The sequence below is a fragment of the Jatrophihabitans telluris genome, from assembly GCF_023516435.1.
GTDB classification, from domain to species: domain Bacteria; phylum Actinomycetota; class Actinomycetes; order Mycobacteriales; family Jatrophihabitantaceae; genus Jatrophihabitans_A; species Jatrophihabitans_A telluris.
Genome location: NZ_CP097332.1, coordinates 806,944 through 827,151, shown reverse-complemented (window position 1 = coordinate 827,151; position 20,208 = coordinate 806,944). Strand labels below are relative to the sequence as shown.

Sequence of the window (20,208 nt, the reverse complement as noted above, 5' to 3'; positions counted from 1 at the left end):
TGGACGCCAGGAACAGCGGCCTTCTACTAGACCTGAGCAGACTCTAGAGCACGGTCAAGGCAGCTGGGTTACGACCTCATCAAGACCAATCCCATGCGCCGCCCCTGCAGCGCAACATGCTTCGATGCAAGCACCTACACTGGGGACGGCTGAAACGGTCATGCCAGATCTTCACAGCACGCGGAGCAGACATGGTGCACGTAAGCCGAACATTCACCGTCGACAAGCCGGTCGGCGTAGTCGTGGAGTACCTCAAGGATTTCGGGAACGCGGTCGAATGGGACCCGGGAACGCAGGAGTGCACGCGTATCGGCGCCGGCCCGATCCAGGTCGGGTCCAGCTGGCTCAACGTCTCCAAGGTGCTCGGCCGCACCACTGAACTGACCTATCGGCTGGACACGCTCGAACCCGGTCACCTCGTCTTCGTCGGAGAGAACGAGACCGCCACCTCGACCGACGACATCCGCGTGGAACCCGCTGGTGATGCCGCAGCGCAGATCACCTACAGCGCGACGATCGACCTGCACGGCGCGGCCAAGCTCGGTGCGCCGGTCATGAAGCTGGAATTCGAGCATCTGGGCAACGCAACCGAGAAGCAGCTGACCGAGGTCATCGCGCGGCTGTAGTTCAGTCGTGCTCGACCTTCGCCGGCCACGTCGGCATCGCTCCGGTGAGAATCACGCCTTCGGCCACATCGTGCAGTTTCACGTGCTGGCGCTGTGACGACGTGCGCATGACGTCGAAGGCGTGCTGCTCGGAGAGCTTGTGCTCACCCATCAGGATGCCGATGGCCATGCCGATGCGCCGATTGGTGGCCAGCGCCACGGCGAGGTTGGAGGCCTTGTCCGAGTGGAACGCGTCGTCCAGGGCCAGGGCGCAGTGCGCGGCGAAGACTCCGCCGAGCTCGACCATATCCGGCGTGAAGTGCCCCGCCGAGTCGGCGTACAGGACCAGGGCCCCGAGGTCGGCGGTATCGAGGTGCAGCGAGTAGCCGACGGCGGAACGGATGGGCGTGGTCGCCAGCAGCGCCTCGCAGTACTGCGGCCATCGTGTCTCGACGCTCAAGTCCGTGCAGGTGACGGTCCGTCGATCGTGCAGGCACTGCCAGGCAACGCCCTGCTGGAGCTTGATCGTGATCATCTCCAGCCGGTCGCCGAGTTCCGGGTCGCTGGCGGCGTCGACTTTCATGCTGCCGGACGGGTTGAGGTGCCATACGACGGCCAGGCGACAGTTCAGCGTCTTCTGCGCGAGGTCGATGATCCGTGCACGGGTGTTGTCGACGCCGTCCTGCGAGTTGACGTCGAGCGCGATCTCGGCAAAGGTCTTGGCCAGGTCGAGACCGGGCATCTCCGGGGAGGTCATGGTTGACATCCTTCTATGACACGGCAGCCGGACGGACACCATTGCTTGATGAGTGCCCGGTTGGGGTCGTCGATCACCCTAACCACTTTTCTGTGCGGATGCACAGAGGCCGAACCACCATGCCGGGACGTGCGAAAGCTGCTTGAAACAGGTGTTAGCCGGCCCGGACCTGATCATCGTCGGGAAGCTCGACGATCTCGTCACCGGTTCCACGGATCGCCTCGGCCTCGCCGCTCGCCTCGTAATCCTCGGGCGATTCCAGGGCCGGCTCGTACTCTTCGGCGACCTCGATCCGCCGATCGTCGACGTCGCGCTCCGCGGGCTCGAAGAACTCGGTCATGGCGCGCACCTCCCACCACCAGGGCGGGGACCGGCACCCACCGGCAGACCGCCGTGCCTCAAGCGTGCAACCGTTCAGCCCGGCGGGCAAGACCTTCGCGCGAACTCGGACGGACCGGCCGGATCAGCCGTTGGCGGCCAGCGCTGCCACCGCACGCCGGAACACGAACGGCATCCTGGTCGCCGCCGGGACGATCAGCGGCCGCGCGCGCTCGGACCGTCCCGCCGCCAGCAGAGTGTGCGTCATCGCGCGATACCGCCGGGTGATCCGTAAGTAGTCGTGTTCGTACCTCGCCGGGCGCCCTTCGACAATTCTGGCGACGGCCGCAGCGGCGCATCGGAACGCGATCGCCAGGCCCTCGCCCGTCAAAGCGTCCACATAACCGGCGGCATCACCCACGAGCAGAACCCGGCCGTTGGTTCGCGCCGTCACCGTCTGCCGCAACGGACCGGCCGCGCGAGGCTCGTCGTGCTCGGCGTCGGCCAATCGTTCCCGCAGCATCGGAAACCGCTCCAGTTGCTCGATAAACGGCTGTTGGCGCCCCGTCAGTACGGCGACGCCGACCAGGTTCGCCGCCAACGGCGTCACGTACGCCTCGCCCTCGTCGGCCCAGTGCACCTGGACCCGATCGTCCCACGGTGGCAGGGCAAAACGCGCCCGGATCCCCCACCGCCGATGAGTCGAGACCGGACCGGACATGCCCAGCCCACGCCGGATCGCCGAATGCAGGCCGTCCGCGGCGACCACGTAGCGCGACCGGATGCCGGCCAGCGTCACGCCCTCGGCGTCCTGCAGCACACCGGCCACCCGCTCGTCCCGCCACAGCACGCCATCGCGTTCAGCCGCGGCTCTCAGACAGCGGTGCAGTTCGGTCCGGGCCACCCCGAGTCCGTGCCGACCGCCCGGGAAAGGCGCCGTCGCCGAGCGCGTCCGATCCAGATAACGTATGCCGGAGAAGGGAAAACCGTCCGGGCGGACGCCGAGGTGCCGCAGATCGGCCACGGCGCCGGGCATGAGACCTTCACCGCACGCCTTGTCGATCGGCGAGGGCCTCGGTTCGAACACCACCACCGACAGGCCGGCACGCCGCGCCTGCAGCGCGGTGGCCAGACCGGCAGGACCGCCACCCACGACGGCGAGATCGATCACGGGACGCGATTCATGCCGCCGCCGTCAACTGGCGCAGGGCGAGGTTTTCCGCGCGGATGCGCACCGTCAGCAGCGCCGCGTTCAACACCGTGAAGACCAGCGCGGTGATCCAGGCGCTACGTACCAGTGGCAAGGCGAATCCCTCCACCACCACGGCCACGTAGTTCGGGTGCGACAGCCACCGATACGGGCCGCCGGTGACCCGCTCGGCGCCGGGAACCACGACGATGCGGGTGTTCCACTGATGTCCCAGCACGCGGATGCACCACCAGCGCAGGGCCTGGCCGGCGAGCACGAGGCCGAACATCGTCCAGCCGAGAAGCGGATGGAACTGCCGGTGTGCCAGCAGCACCTCGATCAGCGCCCCGACCAACAGCCCGGTGTGCAGCACGACCATGAACGGGTAGTGTCCCGCGCCGGCCTCGAAGCCTGATCGCTCGCGGCTCCAGCGCAGATTTCTCGTTGACACGACCAGCTCGCACAGGCGCTCCAGGCCGACAGCCACCACCAGCACGACGAACCACACCACGGTCAGCGCCAATCCAGCAGGACGAGTTCGGAGCAGAACCCCGGTCCCATTGCCATCAACACGCCCAGGCCCTCAGGCGGATCCGGCTGCGCCAGCGTGCGGGCGAACACGTCGAGCACCGAGGCGGAGGACAGATTGCCCACCTCAGCAAGGGAATCCCAGGTATGGCGAAGCTCGTGCGGGCCGACGTCGAGCACGTCCTGGATAGCCTCGATCACCTTGGGACCACCGGGATGACAGATCCAGGTCGAGATGTCGTCGACCGTCACACCGTGCCGGGCGAGAAAACGGTCGACGTCGACGCCGAGGTGCTCGCGCGCCAGGCTCGGCACGTCGGCCGACAGCACGATCTTCAGCCCGCCGCTGGTGACGTCCCAGCCCATCGTGCGCTCGGTGTCCGGGTACAGGTGACTGATCGAGTCCACCACGCGGGGGCCGGTCTCGGCCAGCGATTCCGCGCGCCGGTCCCCGACCGCCAGCACCGCGGCCGCGCCGTCGCCGAACAGCCCGGAGGCGACCAGGTTGGCGGTCGATGAATCACCGCGTTGAACCGTCAATGAGCACAGCTCCACCGACAGCAGCACCGCCACGCCATCGGGATCGCCGCGCAGGTAGTCGTGCAACCGGGCCACCCCGGCGGCACCGGCAACACAGCCGAGTCCGAACATCGGCATCCGTTTGACGTCCGGCCGCAACCCGACTCGGTTGGCGATCCGCGCCTCCAACGACGGCGCGGCGATACCGGTCACCGTGGTCGAGACGACCAGGTCCACGTCGTGCATGCTCAGGCCGGCCTGTTTGACCGCTCCGGTCACGGCCTCGGCACCGAGTTCGACCGCACTGGCGATGAACACGTCGTTGGACTCGGTGAAATCGGCCAGCTCGGGATAGCGCTCGAGCGGAACGGCCAGGTGCCGCGACCGTACCCCGGCAGCACCGTGCAGCCGTCGCATCACGGCCGCCCGTGCCGGGTCGCCGATCAGCTGTGCGAACAGCTCGGTGATGTCCCGCTGCGGGTAGCGGTGCTCGGGCAGAACCGGATGCACTGCAGCGATGACCGTCACGCTTTCGAACGTACCCGTTCGGCGACGCCGCCATCAGCGAGCGACAACCGTGCCTGCCTCCGCTGGCGCACCCCGGTTCGGTCGCCGCCACGGCCGCCGAGACCGTAGGGTTTCGGTATGGTCGCCGGTCGGATCGCGTCTGCGCTGGCGCGATCGTGTCATCCGGGCCCCACCGTCGCCGTCACCCTGTTCGTCACCGTCCTGTTCGCCTTGGCGGGCAACGGTCTGTCCACGTGCGCGATCGGCTCGGTCGCGGTGCTGTCGGGCCAGCTGTCCATCGGCTGGAGCAACGACCGGTTGGACTACCGGCGGGACCAGCACGCTGACCGGACCGACAAGCCGGTGGCGCGTGGGGAGGTGTCGCGCCGGATAGTCGACGCCGCGATCGTGATCGCCGTCGGCACGAGCGTGCTGTTCTCGCTGCTGCTCGGCTGGCGCGCGGGACTGCTGCACCTGGCGGCGGTGGGCTGCGGCTGGCTCTACAACGTCTGGTTGAAACGGACCGCGCTGTCGTGGCTGCCCTACGTCCTGGCCTTCGGGTCGCTGCCCGCCATCGCGACTCTGGCCCTGCCCGATCCCCGTGTCGCCGGCGCCTGGGCGCTGGCCGGCGCGGCGGCGCTCGGGTTGGCCGGTCATCTCACGAACGCCTTGCCCGATCTGCAGGACGACCTCGACACCGGAGTCCGGGGCCTGCCTCACCGCCTGGGCGCGCGGCCGTCGTTGCTGATGGCTCTGGCGGCGTTGGTGATCGCCGACGTCCTCATCGCCCTGGGTCCGCCGGGACGTTCCGCGGCCGCGCTCGCCGTCGCGGGCGCCGTCGTCGTCCTGACCGCACTGGTCGCGGTGCCCCTGCTGCGGAGGCCCGCCGCTCGAGCATCCTTCTACGTGGTGATCGCCTTGGTGGCGCTCGAACTGGTGTTGCTGGTGTGGCGAGGTCACCGATTGCGCTGACCGTCAGCGCGTTCCCACGCGCAGTAGCGCGACGGCTTGTACGGTCTGGCGGTGAGCGCCTTCTCCGCACGAGTGCAATCGACGGCCGTGGTGCCCGCAGCTCGGCAGGAGATCTGGCAAGCCCTGACCGATCCGGTCCTGCTGCCGAAGCTCACGCCGCTGTTGCGCCACATCGACGCCGACGGCGATCGGTGGCGCTGGCACCTCGGCGCCATCTCCGCCCTCGGGGTCGAGATCAGCCCGGTCTTCACCGAGCAGATGGTGTTCCAACCGCAGACCCGGATCTCCTATACCCACTCGCCGCCGGCGGGGGCGCGGGAATACGCCGGGGCGGAAGGGGTCTACGCGCTTTCCGACGCTGAGCACGGGACGAACCTGTCGATCGAACTGACGCTGACGGTAGAGCTCCCGCTCCCCCGCCTGTCGGCGCCGGCGGTTGAGCGGATCATAAGGACCACGATGGATCGCACCGGCGACAAGTTCTCGGCGAACCTGCTCAAGCACCTCGGTGTGCGCTAGGCCCTCGCCAGCCGTGGCCGGCTGAGAACGGCCCGGTCTCGAACCGGGCAACGCCCTGCCCGGTCCTGCAGGGCGCGGTCTATCGCGAATTCCGCGCCACGCATAAGCTCCCGACTACACGAGTCGTCACCGCGTGGGGCACCGGGGGGTAGTGATGACGTCGCTGTTGGCTGTGCGGCCAGGCCAGGGCGATCCGACGCCGGACCAGATCGCCGGCCTGCGGTATCGCCCCGAGCTCGATGGCCTGCGCGCTGTTGCGGTCGCGCTCGTCATCGCAGCGGACCTGTTCGGCCAGCCGCGGGGCGGCCTGGTCGGCATCGACGTGCTGTTCGTCGTGTCGGGTTTCATCATCACGACCCTGCTCGCCGGTGATCTCCGGACCCGCCCGCGGCTCGGCCTCGGGCACTTCTATCTTCGGCGCATCCAACGGCTGCTACCCGGCCCCATCGTCGTCCTCGGTGTATCGGCGCTGTGCGCGCGCCTGCTGTTCAGCGCACCGCGGGCCCACACGACCTACCGCGACATCGAGTGGTCAGCGGCTCTGCTCGGCAACGTCCACTTCGCCTCCCTGAACCCGGTCCCGACGCCGGGACCGCTTTCCTCACCGGTGCAACAGCTGTGGTGGACGTCGGTGCAGGCCCAGTTCTATCTGCTCTGGCCGATCGTCTTCGCGTTGCTGAGCGGGCTTGCCTTCGCGCTCTGGCGACGCCGCGCGAGGGCGCTGCTGCTGGTCGGCGCCACGCTGTTGCTGGGCGGATCGATCACGCTGGCGCTGATGCGAGCGTCAGCCCATCCCCACGGGGCGTTCTTCGACAGCCGAACCCGGCTCTGGGAACCCGTCCTGGGTGCTGTCGTGGCCTGCGCGGTCGCGGGTCACCGGCAACTGCCCACGATGCTGCGTCAGATCTGCCTACCGCTCGGCCTGATCACGATCGGCGCCGCCGCCGCGCTGGTGAGAATCGGAACGCATTACCCGGTTCCACTGGCCATCGCCCCGGCCGCCGGCACGGCGCTGGTCATTCTCGGCGGCAGCGGGGAGTATCTGCCGGTCTCGGCGTGGCCGCTGATTCAGCCCGCAGCGCGTTATCTGGGCAGGCTCTCGTACTCGCTCTACCTGTGGCACTGGCCGGTCATCGTCTTCCTGCCCGAGGTCGTCTCCCACCAGGACAACTACTCCCGGACGACGGCCCTGCTGTTCACCGCGGCGGTGTCAGTGGTGTCCTTCCACTTCATCGAGGAGCCCTTGCGGCAGCTGCAACGCCGGCCGGGCAGTCGCGGGTGGCGGCGCCGGCGGCCGGCGAGCGCCGCGCGATCGGGACGCACGGGTTCAGCTCGCGGCGCCGGCGGCCGGCCCTTCTCCGGCCGGGCCTATGGGACGCGCGGTGTCACCGCCGGCGGTGGCGAGCTGCGTGCCGCCGCTCTCGCGGCCGCGCTGCTGACCATCGCCAGCTTCGTGGTCTGGCAGGCGCGCCCTTACGACCCGGTGCACACCTTCGTTCCCAGCACCGATGACACCTCCGCCGCCCAGGTCGGCGGACCCCAGCTCGGCGAGTTGACCGCGCCGAGTTCGGTCACCGGCGCGATCGACGAGGCGCTCTCGGCCACGGCCTTCCCGGATCTGACGCCGTCGTTGTCGGACGCGCCTGCCGATCATGGTCCCGAGTGGAGCAGTTGCGCCGACGTCGACGCGAACACGCTGTCGGACTGCACCTTCGCCGGAGCCAGCGAGGGGTTGCTCGTCCACACGGCAAAATCCCTGGCCGTGCTGGGCGACACCACGGCACTGGGTTGGCTGCCCGCCATCCGGGCCGTCCAGGGACAGGGATACGACGTCTACGCCCTGACCTCCGCCGACTGCCCGGCCATTTCCGTCACGCTCGGAGATCCCGAGCGTCAGTCCGCCTGCGCTGCGCATTTCGACTGGGCCGTGGCCGAGGTCCACCATCTCAAGCCCCAGGTCGTGGTGCTGGCCACCGATCCCGCGGACCTGGCCCAGCTATCGGGTTCGGCGGGTGGCGCGACGGCTGCGTGGCAGGCTGCGACGACGGACACCATTGACCGGCTGACGGCGGCCGGAGCTCACCGGGTCGTGGTGCTGGCCGCGCCGCCGACCGTTCCGGACTGGTCCCAGTGCACCGGCACCAGCACCGACCCGGGCAAGTGCATCGGCCAGGTCAGCACCGCCTGGCGCCAGGTCGCCGACGCCGACCGCAATGCCACCAGCCCGGAATTGGCGGCGAGATATGTCGACGCTCGGTCCTACCTGTGCGCTGTGAACGACTTCTGCCCGAGCTTCATCGGAACGGCTCCGGTGCGCACGGATGGTCGGCATCTCACGGCGACCTTCGCCACCAGCCTTGGTCCGGTCGTGAGCGCGGCGGTGCTCGGCACCGGGTGAGTGGTGCCGGGTGAGTGGTGGTGCCGGGTAGGCCCGGCATGGACGACGATGGACCGGTGAGCATCCATCCCGAGCATCCCTTCGCGACGCCGGCCGCCGAACGCCGCCCGAGCCGGCGGTTCCGCGGTCGCTTGCCGTCACCGGTCACCCTGTGGACCGCAGCCGATTCCGCCGGTCGTGCCGGCCTCACGGTGGCCTCCGTCCTCGTCGCGGACGGCGATCCGGCCTTTGCCGTAGGGGTGATCGACGAGCTGTCAGACCTTTGGGAGGTGCTGCGCCGGTGCCACCGCGTGGTGATCACCCAGCTCGACTGGCCCGACCGGGGGCTGGCCGACCGCTTCGGCTACGTCGCACCGGCACCGGGTGGGCCGTTCGCCGGAACCGAGTGGCTCGATACCGAATGGGGTCCTGTACCCGCCCACGCGCGTACCTGGGCAGGCGGCCGGCTGGTCGATCCGACCGGAGCCCGCCTCGGCTGGGGTGTCCACGTGGCAGTCGAACTCGAACACATCGAGGTGCTGGCCGAGCCCGGGCCGGCCTTGGTGCATCGCGGGGGCAGGTACGAAACCGTGGCCGGCCAGTCGGGTCAGGACGGGATGTAGTCGAACGTCTCCGGGTCGGGGCCGGTGCGCTGGTCGCGGTTGAGTCCGGAGATCTGGGCCATGTCGCCGGAGGACAGCTCGAAGTCGAACAGCGCGAAGTTCTCGCGGACGCGATCGACGGTCACCGACTTGGGGAACACGATGTTGCCCAGCTGGACGTGCCAGCGGAGCACGACCTGGGCGGGGCTGCGGTCGTGGGCGTGGGCGATCGCGGTGATCGTCGGATCATCGAGCACCAGTCCCTGGGCGATCGGGGACCAGGCCTCGGTGGCGATACCGTGCTGGGCATCGAATCCGCGCAACGCCTCCTGCGTGAGGTAGGGGTGCGCCTCGATCTGGTTCACGGCGGGCGGGATCTCGGTCTCGGAGTGCAAAGTCCGCAGATGGTGCTCGGTGAAGTTCGACACCCCGATCGAACGGGCCCGGCCCTCGGCGTAGATGCGTTCGAACGCGCGCCAGGTGTCGACGAAATTGCCGACCGTGGGCAGTGGCCAGTGGATCAGGAACAGATCCACCCGCTCGAAACCGAGGTCGGACAACGTCTGGTCGAAAGCCTTGAGCGCGGTGTCGTAACCGTGGAAGCCGTTGTTCAGCTTGCTGGTCACGAAGATGTCCTCGCGGGGGATTCCCGACTCGCGGACGGCCTGCCCGACCTCGCGCTCGTTGCCGTACATCTCGGCGGTGTCGATGTGCCGGTAGCCCACGTCCAACGCGGTGCGCACGGCGGCCGCGGTGTCCTCCGGCTTGATCTGGAACACGCCGAAACCGAGCTGCGGGATCTGCACACCGTTGTTGAGGGTGATGTTGGGGACGGAATTCACGTCGAGGTACTCCCTGCGTTGGTCGTCCGGCCGGTCGCGGGCTGCAGTCGCAGGTCGCCGATGGGGCTGGCGCCGATGAGCCGGCCGAACCGGTGGTACGGGCGGAGGTCGTGGTTCGCCTCGCCTTCGACGTTACGCCCACCGATCCCCCGGCCCGAGTCAGTCCTCGCCGGAGCAGGCCGCCTCGACGTTCGGGTCGGCCGCCAATCGCTCGTTCACCTTGGTGGTGATCGCGGTGAGGGCGGTCACGTCAGCGTCGTCGAGCACGTCGACGAACAGCGACCGGACGGTCGCCACGTGCGACGGTGCGGCCGCCACGATCGTCGCCCAGCCCTGTTCGGTGAGCTCGATGAACGTCCCACGGGCATCGGTGGGGCAATTCGAGCGGCTGATCAGTCCGCGGCTCTCCATCCGGCGAATCTGGTGGGACAGCCGGCTGCGATCCCATTTCATCTGACGGCCCAGATCGCGGGCCCGCATGCGGTGACCCTCGGCTTCGGACAGCGGGACGAGCACCTCGAAGTCCGCGCCGGACAGGCCCGACTCACCGAGCTGTTGCTCCAGCGCACGTCCCAGCGTGATCTGCATGGACTGGAAACCGCGCCACATGCTCTGCTCGGCGTCGGTCAGCCATCTCGGTTCGCTCACGACCGTCATCCTACCTCGGGAATGTTGACACGTCAGCAATCGTTCGATAGTTTGTTGTTGCATCAGCAAACAGCTGGTGCCAGAGACTTCACTAGGAGTTCGGAAATCATGACTGCCACCCTCACCGACGTCACCGGTACCTACACCCTCGATGTCGCCCACAGCCGCATCGGCTTCAGTGCTCGCCACGCGATGGTGACCAAGGTCCGCGGCGCATTCAACGACTTCGCCGGCACGATCGTGCTCGACGGCGCGAACCCGAGCAACTCCTCCGCGGAGTTGAGCATCCAGGTCGCCAGCATCGACACCCGCAACGAGCAGCGCGACGGGCACCTGCGCACCAACGACTTCTTCGACGCGCCCTCCTTCCCCGAGATCACCTACAAGTCCACTTCGATCGAGCAGCTCGACGAGGAGAACTTCCGCGTCACGGGCGATCTGACCATCAAGGGCGTTACCAAGTCGATCGTCGTCGACTGGGAATTCGCCGGCCTGGCCACCGACCCGTACGGCAACGTGCGCGCCGGCTTCGAGGGCAAGGCCACCCTGAACCGCACCGACTTCGGCATTGCCTTCAACGCCGCGCTCGAGACCGGTGGCGTACTGGTCTCGGAGAAGATCAACCTCGAGTTCGAGGTCTCGGCGATTCGCCAGGCCGCCTGAACCACCTGAACCACCTGAACCACCTGAACTACCGTGGCTCGGCTGTCCCTGTTCGACCTGCTACCAGCGCAGGCCGAGCAGGGACAGTTCCGCTTCCAGCCCCATCCGATCCGACGGGCGCAGCGGCGCCACCAACCGGGACTCGATGCCGGCTTCCAGTCCCGCGAGCAGCAACGTCTGGTCGTAGGCGGTGAGGGCGGCCCGCAGGCGCCCACCGATTCGCTTGTCAGCACCCGCCCGCAGTATCTCGATCCGGCGGGACAGCCGCGTCAGGTTGGCGGCATGCTCGGCCAGCCGCCGCAGCCGAGCCAGCTCCGACTCCTCGGCCTTGCCGGGCAGCGTCCCCCACCGGACAGGCGGAAGATCGTCCGCGAACCGGTGGGAGGCTCGAGGACCGTGTCCGCGTTCTGACGTCATGGCAACCACGATTCGATCAATCCAGGTATCCCACGGTAACCAACGGGCTCGCGATTTGTCAGGCTGAAAATCCGCGCACCGGGGAGAGGTACTCAGCCACCGCTTCCCGCACGCACGCGGTCGTGTCGGTCCACGCCCGGTCCCGACCGAACCGCTCGGACAGGTCCACCACGGTCAGCTCCGAGCTGTCCGGCCAGTCCGCGTCCCGGACGACCCCCGCCACGACGAGTACCGGCACGCCCGCGCTTCGTGCCCGCAGGATGACCTCGCCCACGACCTTGCCGGCCAGCGACGTGCGGTCGAAGGCGCCCTCACCGGTTACCACCAGGTCAGCCCCGGCCAGCAGGCCGTCGAAGTTCACCTCGGAGGCCACCGTGGCGAACCCGGGGACCAACCGAGCGCCCAGCGCGGCCAGGCCCCCGGCCAGTCCACCCGCCGCGCCGGCACCGGCCAGCGCCCCGACGTCCACCCCGTATTCGCGCTCGTAGTCGTCCCGCAAAGCCGCCAGTCGCCCGGTGAGTGCGGTGATCTGCTCCGGGCCGGCGCCCTTCTGCGGCCCGTACACCCGGGCCGCGTCGAGGAAGGGCGTGGCCACGTCACAACAGACCGACACCGGGACGGGCAACCGCCCAGCGCGCAACACCCCGGCGGCACGCACCGCGGCCACGGCCGGGTAACCCCCGTCGGTGGTCGCCGATCCGCCTACGCCCAGCAGGACCCGCTCGGCCCCGGCGCGCAGCGCGGTGACCAGTAGCTCCCCGACCCCGCGACTGGTGGCCGCCATCGGGTCGTTGTGCTCGATCCCCCCGGCCAGGATCAGGCCGTTGGCCTGGGCCGCCTCGATCACCGCCAGGCCCGCGTCGTCCTGCCGCCAACCGGCGAGGACCGCGGCGCCGTCCGGGCCGTCCGGGCCGGTGACCGTACTCCACCGGTTCGCGCCTCCGAACGCCTCCAGCAAGCCCTCGCCCCCGTCGGCCATCGGGCGCGAGCGGATCTGCCCACCGCTCGCGAGGACCGCAGCGGCGATGGCAGCACAGACTTGTTCGGCGGTCGCCGTACCGCGGAACTTGTCCGGCGCGGCCAGCACGATCACCCGTCCTCCTCCAGAGCTGGGTTCGTGGAGCCCCACTGCCACCGCGGCGGGAGCGCCGTGATCACCGTCCAGTCTGCCGGGTGAGCAGAATGGACGGGTGACGGGAACCGAACTCGACTTCGACTACTCAAACCTCAGCGGACGGCCACCCGGCCGGTTCGTGAGCATCGCGGCGCGGCTACTGCCCGGCGTCCGGACTGTGCAGGAGGAGATCGAGCCGTACGCCGCCGCGTGGCAGGCAGCCAATCGGGCGGCGCTGAGCGAGTCCGCAGACCCGGCCCGGCCGCTCTGGATCGCCCTCGGGGACTCGATGAGCATGGGCGTCGGCGCCTCGGCCTACGACCGTGGCTTCATCGGTCAGCTGGCCGAACTCCTCGCACCTCAGACCCCCGGCGGCCGGGGATACCGGATCGTCAACCTGGCCAGCAGCGGCGCACGCACCGATGACATCGTCGAGCGCCAACTGCCCGCGCTGGACCGGCTGATCTCGCGCGGCCCGCAGCCTGCTCTGGTCACCGTGCTGGTCGGGTCCAACGACCTGCTCCGCCGCCGGTACCGCGAGATCCTGCCTGAACGCTTCGCCAGGATGCTCGACCGAGTGCCGGTAGGCACGGTCGTGGCCAATCTCCCGCAGCCACGAGAGGCCGCGCGCACGGTCAACCGGCTGATCGAGCGGGCGGTCGGCGAACGGGGGCTGATCCTGGCCGACATGCGCTCACACCGGACGGCGTCCTGGCGCGGCAAGCTTGCCGCGGATCACTTCCACCCGAACGATCTCGGCTACGCGGGGATGGCCGAAGTCTTCGCCGACGCGATTCCTCCGGTCCGGATCTGACGAGCTGGCCGGCGGTCGCCGAACGCCACCGCGGACGGCAGCCCCGCATGGCCATCGGCACCCGATCGTCCGGCGCCGCTCACTTTCCGGCGACGGTCTGGCGCTCCAGCCAGGTCAGGTTGGTTTTCACCGACTCGGCCAACGGAGTGAAGTCGGTGCCGAACATCGCCTCGGTCGTCTCGGTCGAGAGGACGAACGGGCTCCGGAACTGGTAGTTCATCTCGGCGAACTCCTTGGCGTCGGTATTGACCAGGCCCGCGACCGAAAGCACCCAGCGAGGCATCGAGATCAGCCGGTAGGAGCCGAGGCCCAGTTGCCCGGCGGCGATGGCCACCAACTCCCGGACCGAGACCGCCGGAGCGCTGGGCAGATGCCAGACCCGACCCCAGGCCCGCGGCTCGCCGGCGGCCTTCACGAGCAGCCGGGCCTCGTCGGCCGGGTTGCTCCAGGTGTGTCGAACATCGAGCGCGGCCGGGATCGTCGCCGACTTCCCCTTGAGCAGCCGCGGCAGCACGAGCATGGAAAGGATGGACGGCCCTTCGCCGACGTAGTCGCTGGCGCGCACCTCGACGGCTCCCTTGATCCGTCCGGCGGTCTGCGCGGCCAGCGCGTCGCGCCACATGGTTTGGCGCACCCGCCCCTTCACACTGCTGGGACGCTCCGGAGTGGATTCGGTCATCGGGCCCTCGACCGGACCGATCGCGTACAGGTTGCCGGTGATAGCCAGCACCGCGCCGGAGGATTCTGCCGCGGCCAGCAAGGCGTTGGCGATCGGCGGCCAGTCGGTCGTCCAGCGGTGGTACTGGGGGTTTGCACAGTTGTAGATGACTTCGGCCCCCTGTGCGAGCTCGATCAGGCGCGCCGAGTCCGCGGCGTCTGCCGCGACGCGCTCGGCCCCATCGGGGCCGGAACCACTGCGAGTGACGACGCGGACGTCCTCGCCCCGAGCGAGCAGTTCCGCAGCGACCGTCGAGCCGACCGGTCCCGAACCGACGATAACGTGAAGAGCCATTTCAGATCACCAATCCTTTTAGAGAGCACTGCTCTCATTTGCTGTAGGGACAGAGTCCAACAGCGATCGACCAATGTCAAGAGCAGTGCTCTCGTTTTGTTCCTCTGATCTGGATTCCGTGGCAGACTGGGCGGATGCCAGGGATCCGTGAACGCGTCAGGGCCGAAATGATCACCGAGATCAAGGCGAACGCGAGCCGCCACCTGGCCACCGACGGGGCGAACCTGTCGCTGCGCGCCGTGGCAAGAGACCTCGGGCTGGTCAGCTCGGCGATCTACCGTTACTTCCCCAGCCGCGACGATCTGCTCACCGCGCTCATCATCGACGCCTACAACGACATGGGTGAAGCGGTCGAAGTGGCCGAGGCCGCGATCAGCCGCGCCGATTTCGCGGGCCGGCACCGCGCGGTGGCCGACGCGTTGCGATCGTGGTCGCTGGCCAACCCGCCGGAGTACGCACTGCTCTACGGCAGCCCCGTGCCGGGCTACGCCGCCCCGCCCGACACGATCGGCCCGGCCTCGCGCCCGATCGTGGTTCTGGTCACGATCATGCGCGAGGCCGAGGCCGCCGGGCATCTGGTCCTCACCCCGCCACCCGGGCGCATGCCACGCACCATGCGGGCCGACCTGAAGGCCGTCACCGCCACGGCCCAGTTCGGGGGAGTGAGCGAAGCCGTACTGGCCGCGGGCATGCAGGCCTGGGCCGAACTGTTCGGCCTGATCAGCTTCGAACTGTTCGGCCGGCTCAACAACGTCATCAACGACCGCGATGCCTTCTACGCATACCAGGCCGAGGCCATCGAGCGAAGGCTCGGACTGCGATGACCACCCGCACCACCGGCACCAAGTGACTTCACAAGATCATCATCAACGACCTATGTGGACGAACCAGTCGGCGAGCCGAGAATTCCCCAGCAAAATCGACGAAACTCCGTCCAAGATCACCACGCAGCGCCGCCGCGACCTGTAACGTCCGAACTCCCCCGTTTGGATCAGGGTCTGACCGTTTCGGTCAGGCCCTGATCCTTTTTCCAGCTGCCGCCATCCGCCGAGGTGCAGTTCGATCGCTCAGTGCGCCTGGCCCGACCCGGCCCGCGCCTCGGACAGCACTCGTAACGCGTTCTCGCCGCTGAGCAGGCGGATCTCCTCATCCGACCAACCGCGATCGATGAGCTCGGCGATCAGCCGTGGATAGCAGGACACGTCTTCCAGGCCTTCGGGCAACACATCGCAGCCGTCGTAGTCGCCGCCGATACCCACATGGGCCACGCCCGCGATCTCGCGCACGTGCTCGATGTGATCGGCCACCTGGGCCACCGTGGCCACCGGCCGGGTGGTGGTGGCCGAGAACCTGCGCATCGCGCCCATCCGGGCGTACCAGTCCTGAACGTCCTCACCGACCCGAATCATGTCCTCGGTGACGGCGGCGTCGAACTGCCGGCAATCCTCGGAGATGAAGTACGGCACGAAGGTCACCATGCAGACACCGCCGTTGACCGGCAGGCGGGCCAGGATCTCATCCGGCACGTTGCGAGGATGGTCGCAGATCGCCCGTGCGGAAGAGTGACTGAACAGCACGGGTGCCGCGGCGCAATCGAGGGCGTGGCGCATCGTGCCGGGCGAGACGTGTGACAGGTCGACCAGCATTCCGAGGCGATTCAGCTCGGCCACGACCGAGCGGCCGAAGTCGTTGAGGCCACCGAGGACCTCGACGTCGGTGGCCGAATCGGCCCAGGGCACGTTCTGGTTGTGGGTCAGCGTGAGATAGCGGACGCCCAGGTCGAACAGGGCCCTGAGAACGCCGAGGGATTCGTCGATCTGATGACCACCCTCGGCCCCCATCAGGCTGGCCAGCTTGCCGGCCCGCCACGCCGATCGCACCTCGGCGGCGGTCGTGGCCAGCGCCGTCCGGTCCGGATAGCGGGCGACGATCCTGCGGACGACGTCGATCTGCTCCAAGGTGGCCCGCACCGCGTGCGTACCACTGAAACCGGCCGGGACGAACACCGACCAGAACTGGGCACCGACCCCGCCCTCTCGAAGCCGGACGAGGTCGGTGTGGGTACGCGACTGGCGCTGCCCGATGTCATAGGCCGTGAGGTCGTAGAACGAGATCTCCCTCAGTTCGAAGGGAAGATCGTTGTGCCCGTCGACGATCGGATAGCGTCCCAGCAGCGCCCTGGCCCGGGTGAGCGAGTCCGGCGCGGGATCGGGATCCACTCCCTGGACCGGGTTCACAGCCCGACGACGGCGCGCGGATCCAGCTGCTGGTAGTCGGTCACGCCGTACAGCTCGCCCACGCGCTTGAGCTGCATCCCGTAGCCGCCCCTGCCGATGTCGTTGATCAGACCGTCGTGGATCTGAAAGGCCCGCGGGGCCCGCAGCGCGACGGTGAAATCGATGGTCTCGGCGACCTTGGCCCACGGAGCGTTCAACGGGATGAGCGCTACCTCGACGCCCGCGTTGGGCACGGTGTACGAGTCGCCGGGGTGGTACACCGCATCGCCCACCAGGTAGGCGACGTTCGAGATCACCGGAATTGAGGAGTGGATCACGGCATGCTGGCCGCCGAAGGTCCGGACCTGAAGACCGCCCGCGACGAAGGACTGGCCGGGGCCGACCGTCGTCAGCCGGCCTTGAAACGCTTCCTGCTGGGCGAGCTGGTCGGTCAGATCCTTGGGACCCCAGATCTTGAGGTCGGCGTTGGCCCGGGCGGCCTCGGCCAGCTTGGCCACGTCGATGTGGTCCGGGTGCTGATGGGTGACCAGGACGTGATCGATGCCCTCCAGCGCCTCCTCGACCTCGCTGAACGCGCCGGGATCGATGACCAGCCGACGGTCGTTGTCATCGGTGATCCGCACGCACGAGTGGGTGTACTTGGTCAGCTGCATACGGCTATCGCATCACATCCGGCCCCGGGCTGCACTGCCGGATCGTGGTTCATCGAATCAGGCTCGCCTCGCCGCGGCGCGGCCCCACTCGCGCCCGGCGGTCCTCAGCGCGTGCCGGGTGACGCGCGGCGCCGTCGTGGGGGCACCGAGATCCTCGACAGAACCTCCGGATCGATCCGGTAGTGGCCGCCGGTGCTACGCCTGACGGGGATGACCCCCTTGCGAACCTGGTACCGGATCTCCTGCTCGTCCACACCGAGGATCGCGGCCGCCTGACCCACCGACAGCGGTGTCGGCGGCGGCGCGAAATTCCGCACATCGCTGCGGCGCAGCTGTTTTCTCCCGTTGGTCGCCGTCACACTCGGCAGCAACCCGGAACCCACCCAGATCCGCAGCACGTTCTCGTCCCATCCGGACTCGCGCGCGGCCTGGGCCACCGAGATCAGTTCGTCGCCGTTCATCGAAGATCAAGAGCAGGGGTCGGCCGCCGGTGATACCGACACCGGAAAACTCCGCAAGATCCCGGCCGGTTCGCCGCAACCGGTCGTGCTGGCTACGGTCGAGGGATGCCCACAATTCACTGGTTCCGGCGCGACCTGCGACTGGCCGACAACCCGGCGCTCGCCCTCGCCGCGAAATCGGCCACCGCCGACGGCGACGTCCTGGGCGTGTTCGTGCTCGATCCGGCCCTGCTCGGCCCGTCGGGCGCGCCGCGGCTCGCGGTCCTGTTCCGCACCCTGCGCGCGCTGGACGACCAGCTCGGCGGCCGCCTGGTGGTGCGGCACGGCAAGCCGGCCGTGGTGCTGCCGAAACTCGCCAAGGAAATCGCCGCCGAGTCGGTCCATTGCGCGGCCGACTTCGGTCCCTACGGGCACCGCCGCGACGACGAGGTCGCCGAGGCGCTGCCGGTGCCACTGGTCCACAGCGGCTCGGCCTACGCCGTCGACCCCGGCGAGGTGCGCAAGGGCAACGGGACGCCGTTCCAGGTCTACAGCCCCTTCTACCGCAGCTGGCACGATCACGGCTGGTCGACGCCGCACCGCGCCCCGCGCGTCGACTGGCACGGAGCCGAATCCGACCCGATCCCGGACGATCCCCGATTGCCGGACGGGCTGGATCTGCCGGCCGTCGGTGAAGCGGCCGCCAAGAAGGCGTGGAAGACCTTCAAGGACAAGGGACTTCGCGACTACGCCGGTTCCCGGGACCGTCCGGATCTCGACGCCACCTCACGGATGTCGGTCCACCTGAAGTGGGGCACCATCCATCCCCGCACGCTGCTGGCCGATCTGGGTCCCGCTGACGAGGTCTACCGCAAGGAACTGGCCTGGCGCGAGTTCTACGCCGACGTGCTCTTTCACCGCCCCGACTCGGCCCGGGCTTACTACTCCGCCGATCTCAAGGGGCTGCACTACGCCGATGGCGCCGAGCTGTCCGCCAGGCTTTCCGCTTGGCAGCACGGACAGACCGGGTACCCGATCGTGGACGCCGGTATGCGTCAACTGCTCGCCGAAGGATGGATGCACAACCGGCTCCGGATGATCGTCGCCTCTTTCCTGGTCAAGGATCTGCACGTCGAATGGACCCACGGCGCGCGGCACTTCCTGGCCCACCTCGTCGACGGTGACCTGGCCAGCAACAATCACGGTTGGCAGTGGGTCGCCGGAACCGGGACCGACGCCGCACCCTACTTCCGGATCTTCAACCCGATCCTGCAGGGCAAGAAGTTCGATCCGGACGGCGACTACGTCCGGCGTTGGGTGCCCGAACTGAACCACCTGCCGTCGCGAGTGATCCACGAGCCGTGGTCGGACCCCAACGGCGCGCCGGCCGGCTATCCCGAACCGATCGTCGACCACTTCGCCGAGCGGGACGCCGCGCTGGCCGACTACCAGCGAGTCAAGCGGTCCCGCTGAACACCACGGTCTGCCCAGGCGGCCCTCATGCCACGTCGGCGGACACCGGTGTCGCGGCACGGTGAGCCGTCAGCGGGCGGACACACCCCACGCTGCCGTCCAGGTCGACCCGGCCGCCAGTTCGATCAAACCGTCCCCCGAATTGAAGGCATTCGCCGCACAGGTCATCGGTTCGATCGCGATTGCGGTGGTCTTGAACCGCTCGAGGGGTGGCGTGAACACCTGCAGATAGCCGAACTGCTCACTCCACCACAGTTCCGTGACCGCCCCCGCCACCTCGATCGTCGCCCGCGATCCCGACAGCGCGGTGAAGCCGTGGTCCAGTCGCAGCGTTCCCAGCGCTCGCCGCGGGCTGAGCTGGTACGGCGTGCCGGCCACCGGGACCCGCCCGGTCGGGATCTGATGCTCGTCGGTCTGGAACATCTCCCCGACCGGGATGTCGATCTGGGCATGGTCCAGGTCGTGGCCGCCGAGGTCGAAGTAGGGGTGAAAGCCCAGACCGAACGGTGCCGCGCTCTCACCCGTGTTGTGCACGACCGTGGTCACGGCCAGTCCCGTTTCGGCCGACAGCGCATACCGAATCTCGATCGCCAGTTCGAACGGGTACCCGCTCTGCGGAACCAGGTCCAGCGAGGCGACGAGTTCGGCTGCCGAGGCCTGCTCGATTGCGAAGCGCTCCCACCGGACCAGTCCGTGGCTGGCATTGTGCTGCTTCGGCTCGCTCAGCGGGAGTTGTTGCTCGGTCCCGGCGAAGCTGTAGTGACCACCGCGCAGCCGATTCGGCCAGGGCAGCAGCACCGCTCCCGACGACATCGGCGGCAGGGCGGCGGCGTCCCAGGCCGGGGTGATCACTCGCTCGCCGCGACGCAGGCCCACCAGGCCGGCTCCGACATCGGACACGACAGCCCGGTAGTCGCCCGCGGCCAGCTCGAACCAGGTTCCGGAGATCGCCATGCGGGTAACGCTATCGAAGCCGCCGGCCCCGCGGGACTCCCGGCCCGG

Annotated in this window: 23 protein-coding genes; 9 read left to right on the top strand and 14 right to left on the bottom strand. The window is 68.7% G+C overall.

Annotation, left to right across the window (positions count from 1 at the left end; all coding sequences use genetic code 11):
- The first annotated feature begins 191 nt into the window (after nt 1–191).
- Nucleotides 192–626, top strand: coding sequence for an SRPBCC family protein (locus tag M6D93_RS03970; protein ID WP_249773063.1), 435 nt, complete (start codon nt 192–194; stop codon nt 624–626).
- Between the two features lies 1 nt (nt 627).
- On the opposite strand, the gene M6D93_RS03965 is transcribed toward M6D93_RS03970, so the two are convergent.
- The 5 genes from M6D93_RS03965 to M6D93_RS03945 form a co-directional block, all read right to left on the bottom strand.
- Nucleotides 628–1,362: a GAF and ANTAR domain-containing protein gene (locus M6D93_RS03965; protein ID WP_249773062.1), complete on the bottom strand. Its 735-nt coding sequence runs from the start codon at nt 1,360–1,362 to the stop codon at nt 628–630.
- 154 nt (nt 1,363–1,516) lie between these two features.
- The gene (locus M6D93_RS03960; RefSeq protein WP_249773061.1) at nt 1,517–1,702 is read right to left on the bottom strand and encodes a hypothetical protein; all 186 of its coding nucleotides are present in this window, start codon (nt 1,700–1,702) and stop codon (nt 1,517–1,519) included.
- A 123-nt stretch (nt 1,703–1,825) separates the two neighbouring features.
- Entirely contained in the window at nt 1,826–2,851 is a 1,026-nt protein-coding gene (locus M6D93_RS03955) for an NAD(P)/FAD-dependent oxidoreductase (RefSeq protein WP_249773060.1), read from the bottom strand.
- A gap of 10 nt (nt 2,852–2,861) precedes the next feature.
- Nucleotides 2,862–3,380 carry an isoprenylcysteine carboxyl methyltransferase family protein gene (locus M6D93_RS03950; protein WP_347343538.1) on the bottom strand — a complete coding sequence of 173 codons (519 nt, stop codon included), beginning with the start codon at nt 3,378–3,380 and terminating at the stop codon, nt 2,862–2,864.
- A 2-nt stretch (nt 3,381–3,382) separates the two neighbouring features.
- Nucleotides 3,383–4,444, bottom strand: coding sequence for a type III polyketide synthase (locus tag M6D93_RS03945; protein WP_249773058.1), 1,062 nt, complete (start codon nt 4,442–4,444; stop codon nt 3,383–3,385).
- Nucleotides 4,445–4,561: 117 nt separating this feature from the next.
- Here M6D93_RS03945 and M6D93_RS03940 point away from each other — a divergent pair, with 117 nt between their 5' ends.
- The 4 genes from M6D93_RS03940 (at nt 4,562) to M6D93_RS03925 (ending at nt 8,914) form a co-directional block, all read left to right on the top strand.
- Nucleotides 4,562–5,395, top strand: coding sequence for a UbiA family prenyltransferase (locus M6D93_RS03940; protein ID WP_249773057.1), 834 nt, complete (start codon nt 4,562–4,564; stop codon nt 5,393–5,395).
- Nucleotides 5,396–5,446: 51 nt separating this feature from the next.
- Nucleotides 5,447–5,914, top strand: coding sequence for an SRPBCC family protein (locus M6D93_RS03935; protein ID WP_249773056.1), 468 nt, complete (start codon nt 5,447–5,449; stop codon nt 5,912–5,914).
- Nucleotides 5,915–6,068: 154 nt separating this feature from the next.
- Nucleotides 6,069–8,312, top strand: a complete 2,244-nt coding sequence (locus tag M6D93_RS03930; protein WP_249773055.1) for an acyltransferase family protein — start codon at nt 6,069–6,071, stop codon at nt 8,310–8,312.
- 56 nt (nt 8,313–8,368) lie between these two features.
- Nucleotides 8,369–8,914: a flavin reductase gene (locus M6D93_RS03925; RefSeq protein ID WP_249773054.1), complete on the top strand. Its 546-nt coding sequence runs from the start codon at nt 8,369–8,371 to the stop codon at nt 8,912–8,914.
- Here the strand turns inward: M6D93_RS03925 and M6D93_RS03920 are convergent.
- Nucleotides 8,899–9,735, bottom strand: a complete 837-nt coding sequence (locus tag M6D93_RS03920) for an aldo/keto reductase (RefSeq protein WP_249773053.1) — start codon at nt 9,733–9,735, stop codon at nt 8,899–8,901. The genes M6D93_RS03925 and M6D93_RS03920 overlap by 16 nt on opposite strands.
- A gap of 159 nt (nt 9,736–9,894) precedes the next feature.
- A complete protein-coding gene (locus M6D93_RS03915) occupies nt 9,895–10,392 on the bottom strand; it encodes a MarR family winged helix-turn-helix transcriptional regulator (RefSeq protein ID WP_347343521.1) in 498 nt (165 codons plus the stop codon).
- Between the two features lie 99 nt (nt 10,393–10,491).
- On the opposite strand from M6D93_RS03915, the gene M6D93_RS03910 reads away from it, so the two are divergent.
- Nucleotides 10,492–11,046 (top strand): YceI family protein, encoded by a 555-nt coding sequence (locus tag M6D93_RS03910; protein ID WP_249773051.1) that lies wholly within the window; start codon nt 10,492–10,494, stop codon nt 11,044–11,046.
- A gap of 60 nt (nt 11,047–11,106) precedes the next feature.
- On the opposite strand, the gene M6D93_RS03905 is transcribed toward M6D93_RS03910, so the two are convergent.
- Together M6D93_RS03905 and M6D93_RS03900 are read right to left on the bottom strand one after the other, a co-directional pair.
- Nucleotides 11,107–11,463: a hypothetical protein gene (locus M6D93_RS03905; RefSeq protein ID WP_249773050.1), complete on the bottom strand. Its 357-nt coding sequence runs from the start codon at nt 11,461–11,463 to the stop codon at nt 11,107–11,109.
- A 58-nt stretch (nt 11,464–11,521) separates the two neighbouring features.
- A complete protein-coding gene (locus tag M6D93_RS03900) occupies nt 11,522–12,556 on the bottom strand; it encodes a glycerate kinase (protein ID WP_249773049.1) in 1,035 nt (344 codons plus the stop codon).
- A 97-nt stretch (nt 12,557–12,653) separates the two neighbouring features.
- Here M6D93_RS03900 and M6D93_RS03895 point away from each other — a divergent pair, with 97 nt between their 5' ends.
- Nucleotides 12,654–13,391 (top strand): SGNH/GDSL hydrolase family protein, encoded by a 738-nt coding sequence (locus tag M6D93_RS03895; protein WP_249773048.1) that lies wholly within the window; start codon nt 12,654–12,656, stop codon nt 13,389–13,391.
- 79 nt (nt 13,392–13,470) lie between these two features.
- On the opposite strand, the gene M6D93_RS03890 is transcribed toward M6D93_RS03895, so the two are convergent.
- Nucleotides 13,471–14,403, bottom strand: a complete 933-nt coding sequence (locus tag M6D93_RS03890) for an NAD-dependent epimerase/dehydratase family protein (protein WP_249773047.1) — start codon at nt 14,401–14,403, stop codon at nt 13,471–13,473.
- 134 nt (nt 14,404–14,537) lie between these two features.
- Here M6D93_RS03890 and M6D93_RS03885 point away from each other — a divergent pair, with 134 nt between their 5' ends.
- The gene (locus tag M6D93_RS03885; protein WP_249773046.1) at nt 14,538–15,227 is read left to right on the top strand and encodes a TetR/AcrR family transcriptional regulator; all 690 of its coding nucleotides are present in this window, start codon (nt 14,538–14,540) and stop codon (nt 15,225–15,227) included.
- Nucleotides 15,228–15,470: 243 nt separating this feature from the next.
- On the opposite strand, the gene M6D93_RS03880 is transcribed toward M6D93_RS03885, so the two are convergent.
- From M6D93_RS03880 to M6D93_RS03870, 3 genes are all read right to left on the bottom strand, one after another.
- Nucleotides 15,471–16,640, bottom strand: coding sequence for a dipeptidase (locus M6D93_RS03880; RefSeq protein WP_249773045.1), 1,170 nt, complete (start codon nt 16,638–16,640; stop codon nt 15,471–15,473).
- Nucleotides 16,637–17,293 (bottom strand): MBL fold metallo-hydrolase, encoded by a 657-nt coding sequence (locus tag M6D93_RS03875; RefSeq protein ID WP_249773044.1) that lies wholly within the window; start codon nt 17,291–17,293, stop codon nt 16,637–16,639. The genes M6D93_RS03880 and M6D93_RS03875 overlap by 4 nt, the downstream gene beginning before the upstream one ends.
- A gap of 104 nt (nt 17,294–17,397) precedes the next feature.
- Entirely contained in the window at nt 17,398–17,754 is a 357-nt protein-coding gene (locus M6D93_RS03870; protein WP_249773043.1) for a helix-turn-helix domain-containing protein, read from the bottom strand.
- Nucleotides 17,755–17,859: 105 nt separating this feature from the next.
- Here M6D93_RS03870 and M6D93_RS03865 point away from each other — a divergent pair, with 105 nt between their 5' ends.
- Nucleotides 17,860–19,206: a cryptochrome/photolyase family protein gene (locus M6D93_RS03865; protein ID WP_249773042.1), complete on the top strand. Its 1,347-nt coding sequence runs from the start codon at nt 17,860–17,862 to the stop codon at nt 19,204–19,206.
- Between the two features lie 69 nt (nt 19,207–19,275).
- Here M6D93_RS03865 and M6D93_RS03860 read toward each other — a convergent pair whose 3' ends face one another.
- Nucleotides 19,276–20,160, bottom strand: coding sequence for an aldose 1-epimerase family protein (locus tag M6D93_RS03860; RefSeq protein ID WP_249773041.1), 885 nt, complete (start codon nt 20,158–20,160; stop codon nt 19,276–19,278).
- Between the last annotated feature and the right edge of the window lie 48 nt (nt 20,161–20,208).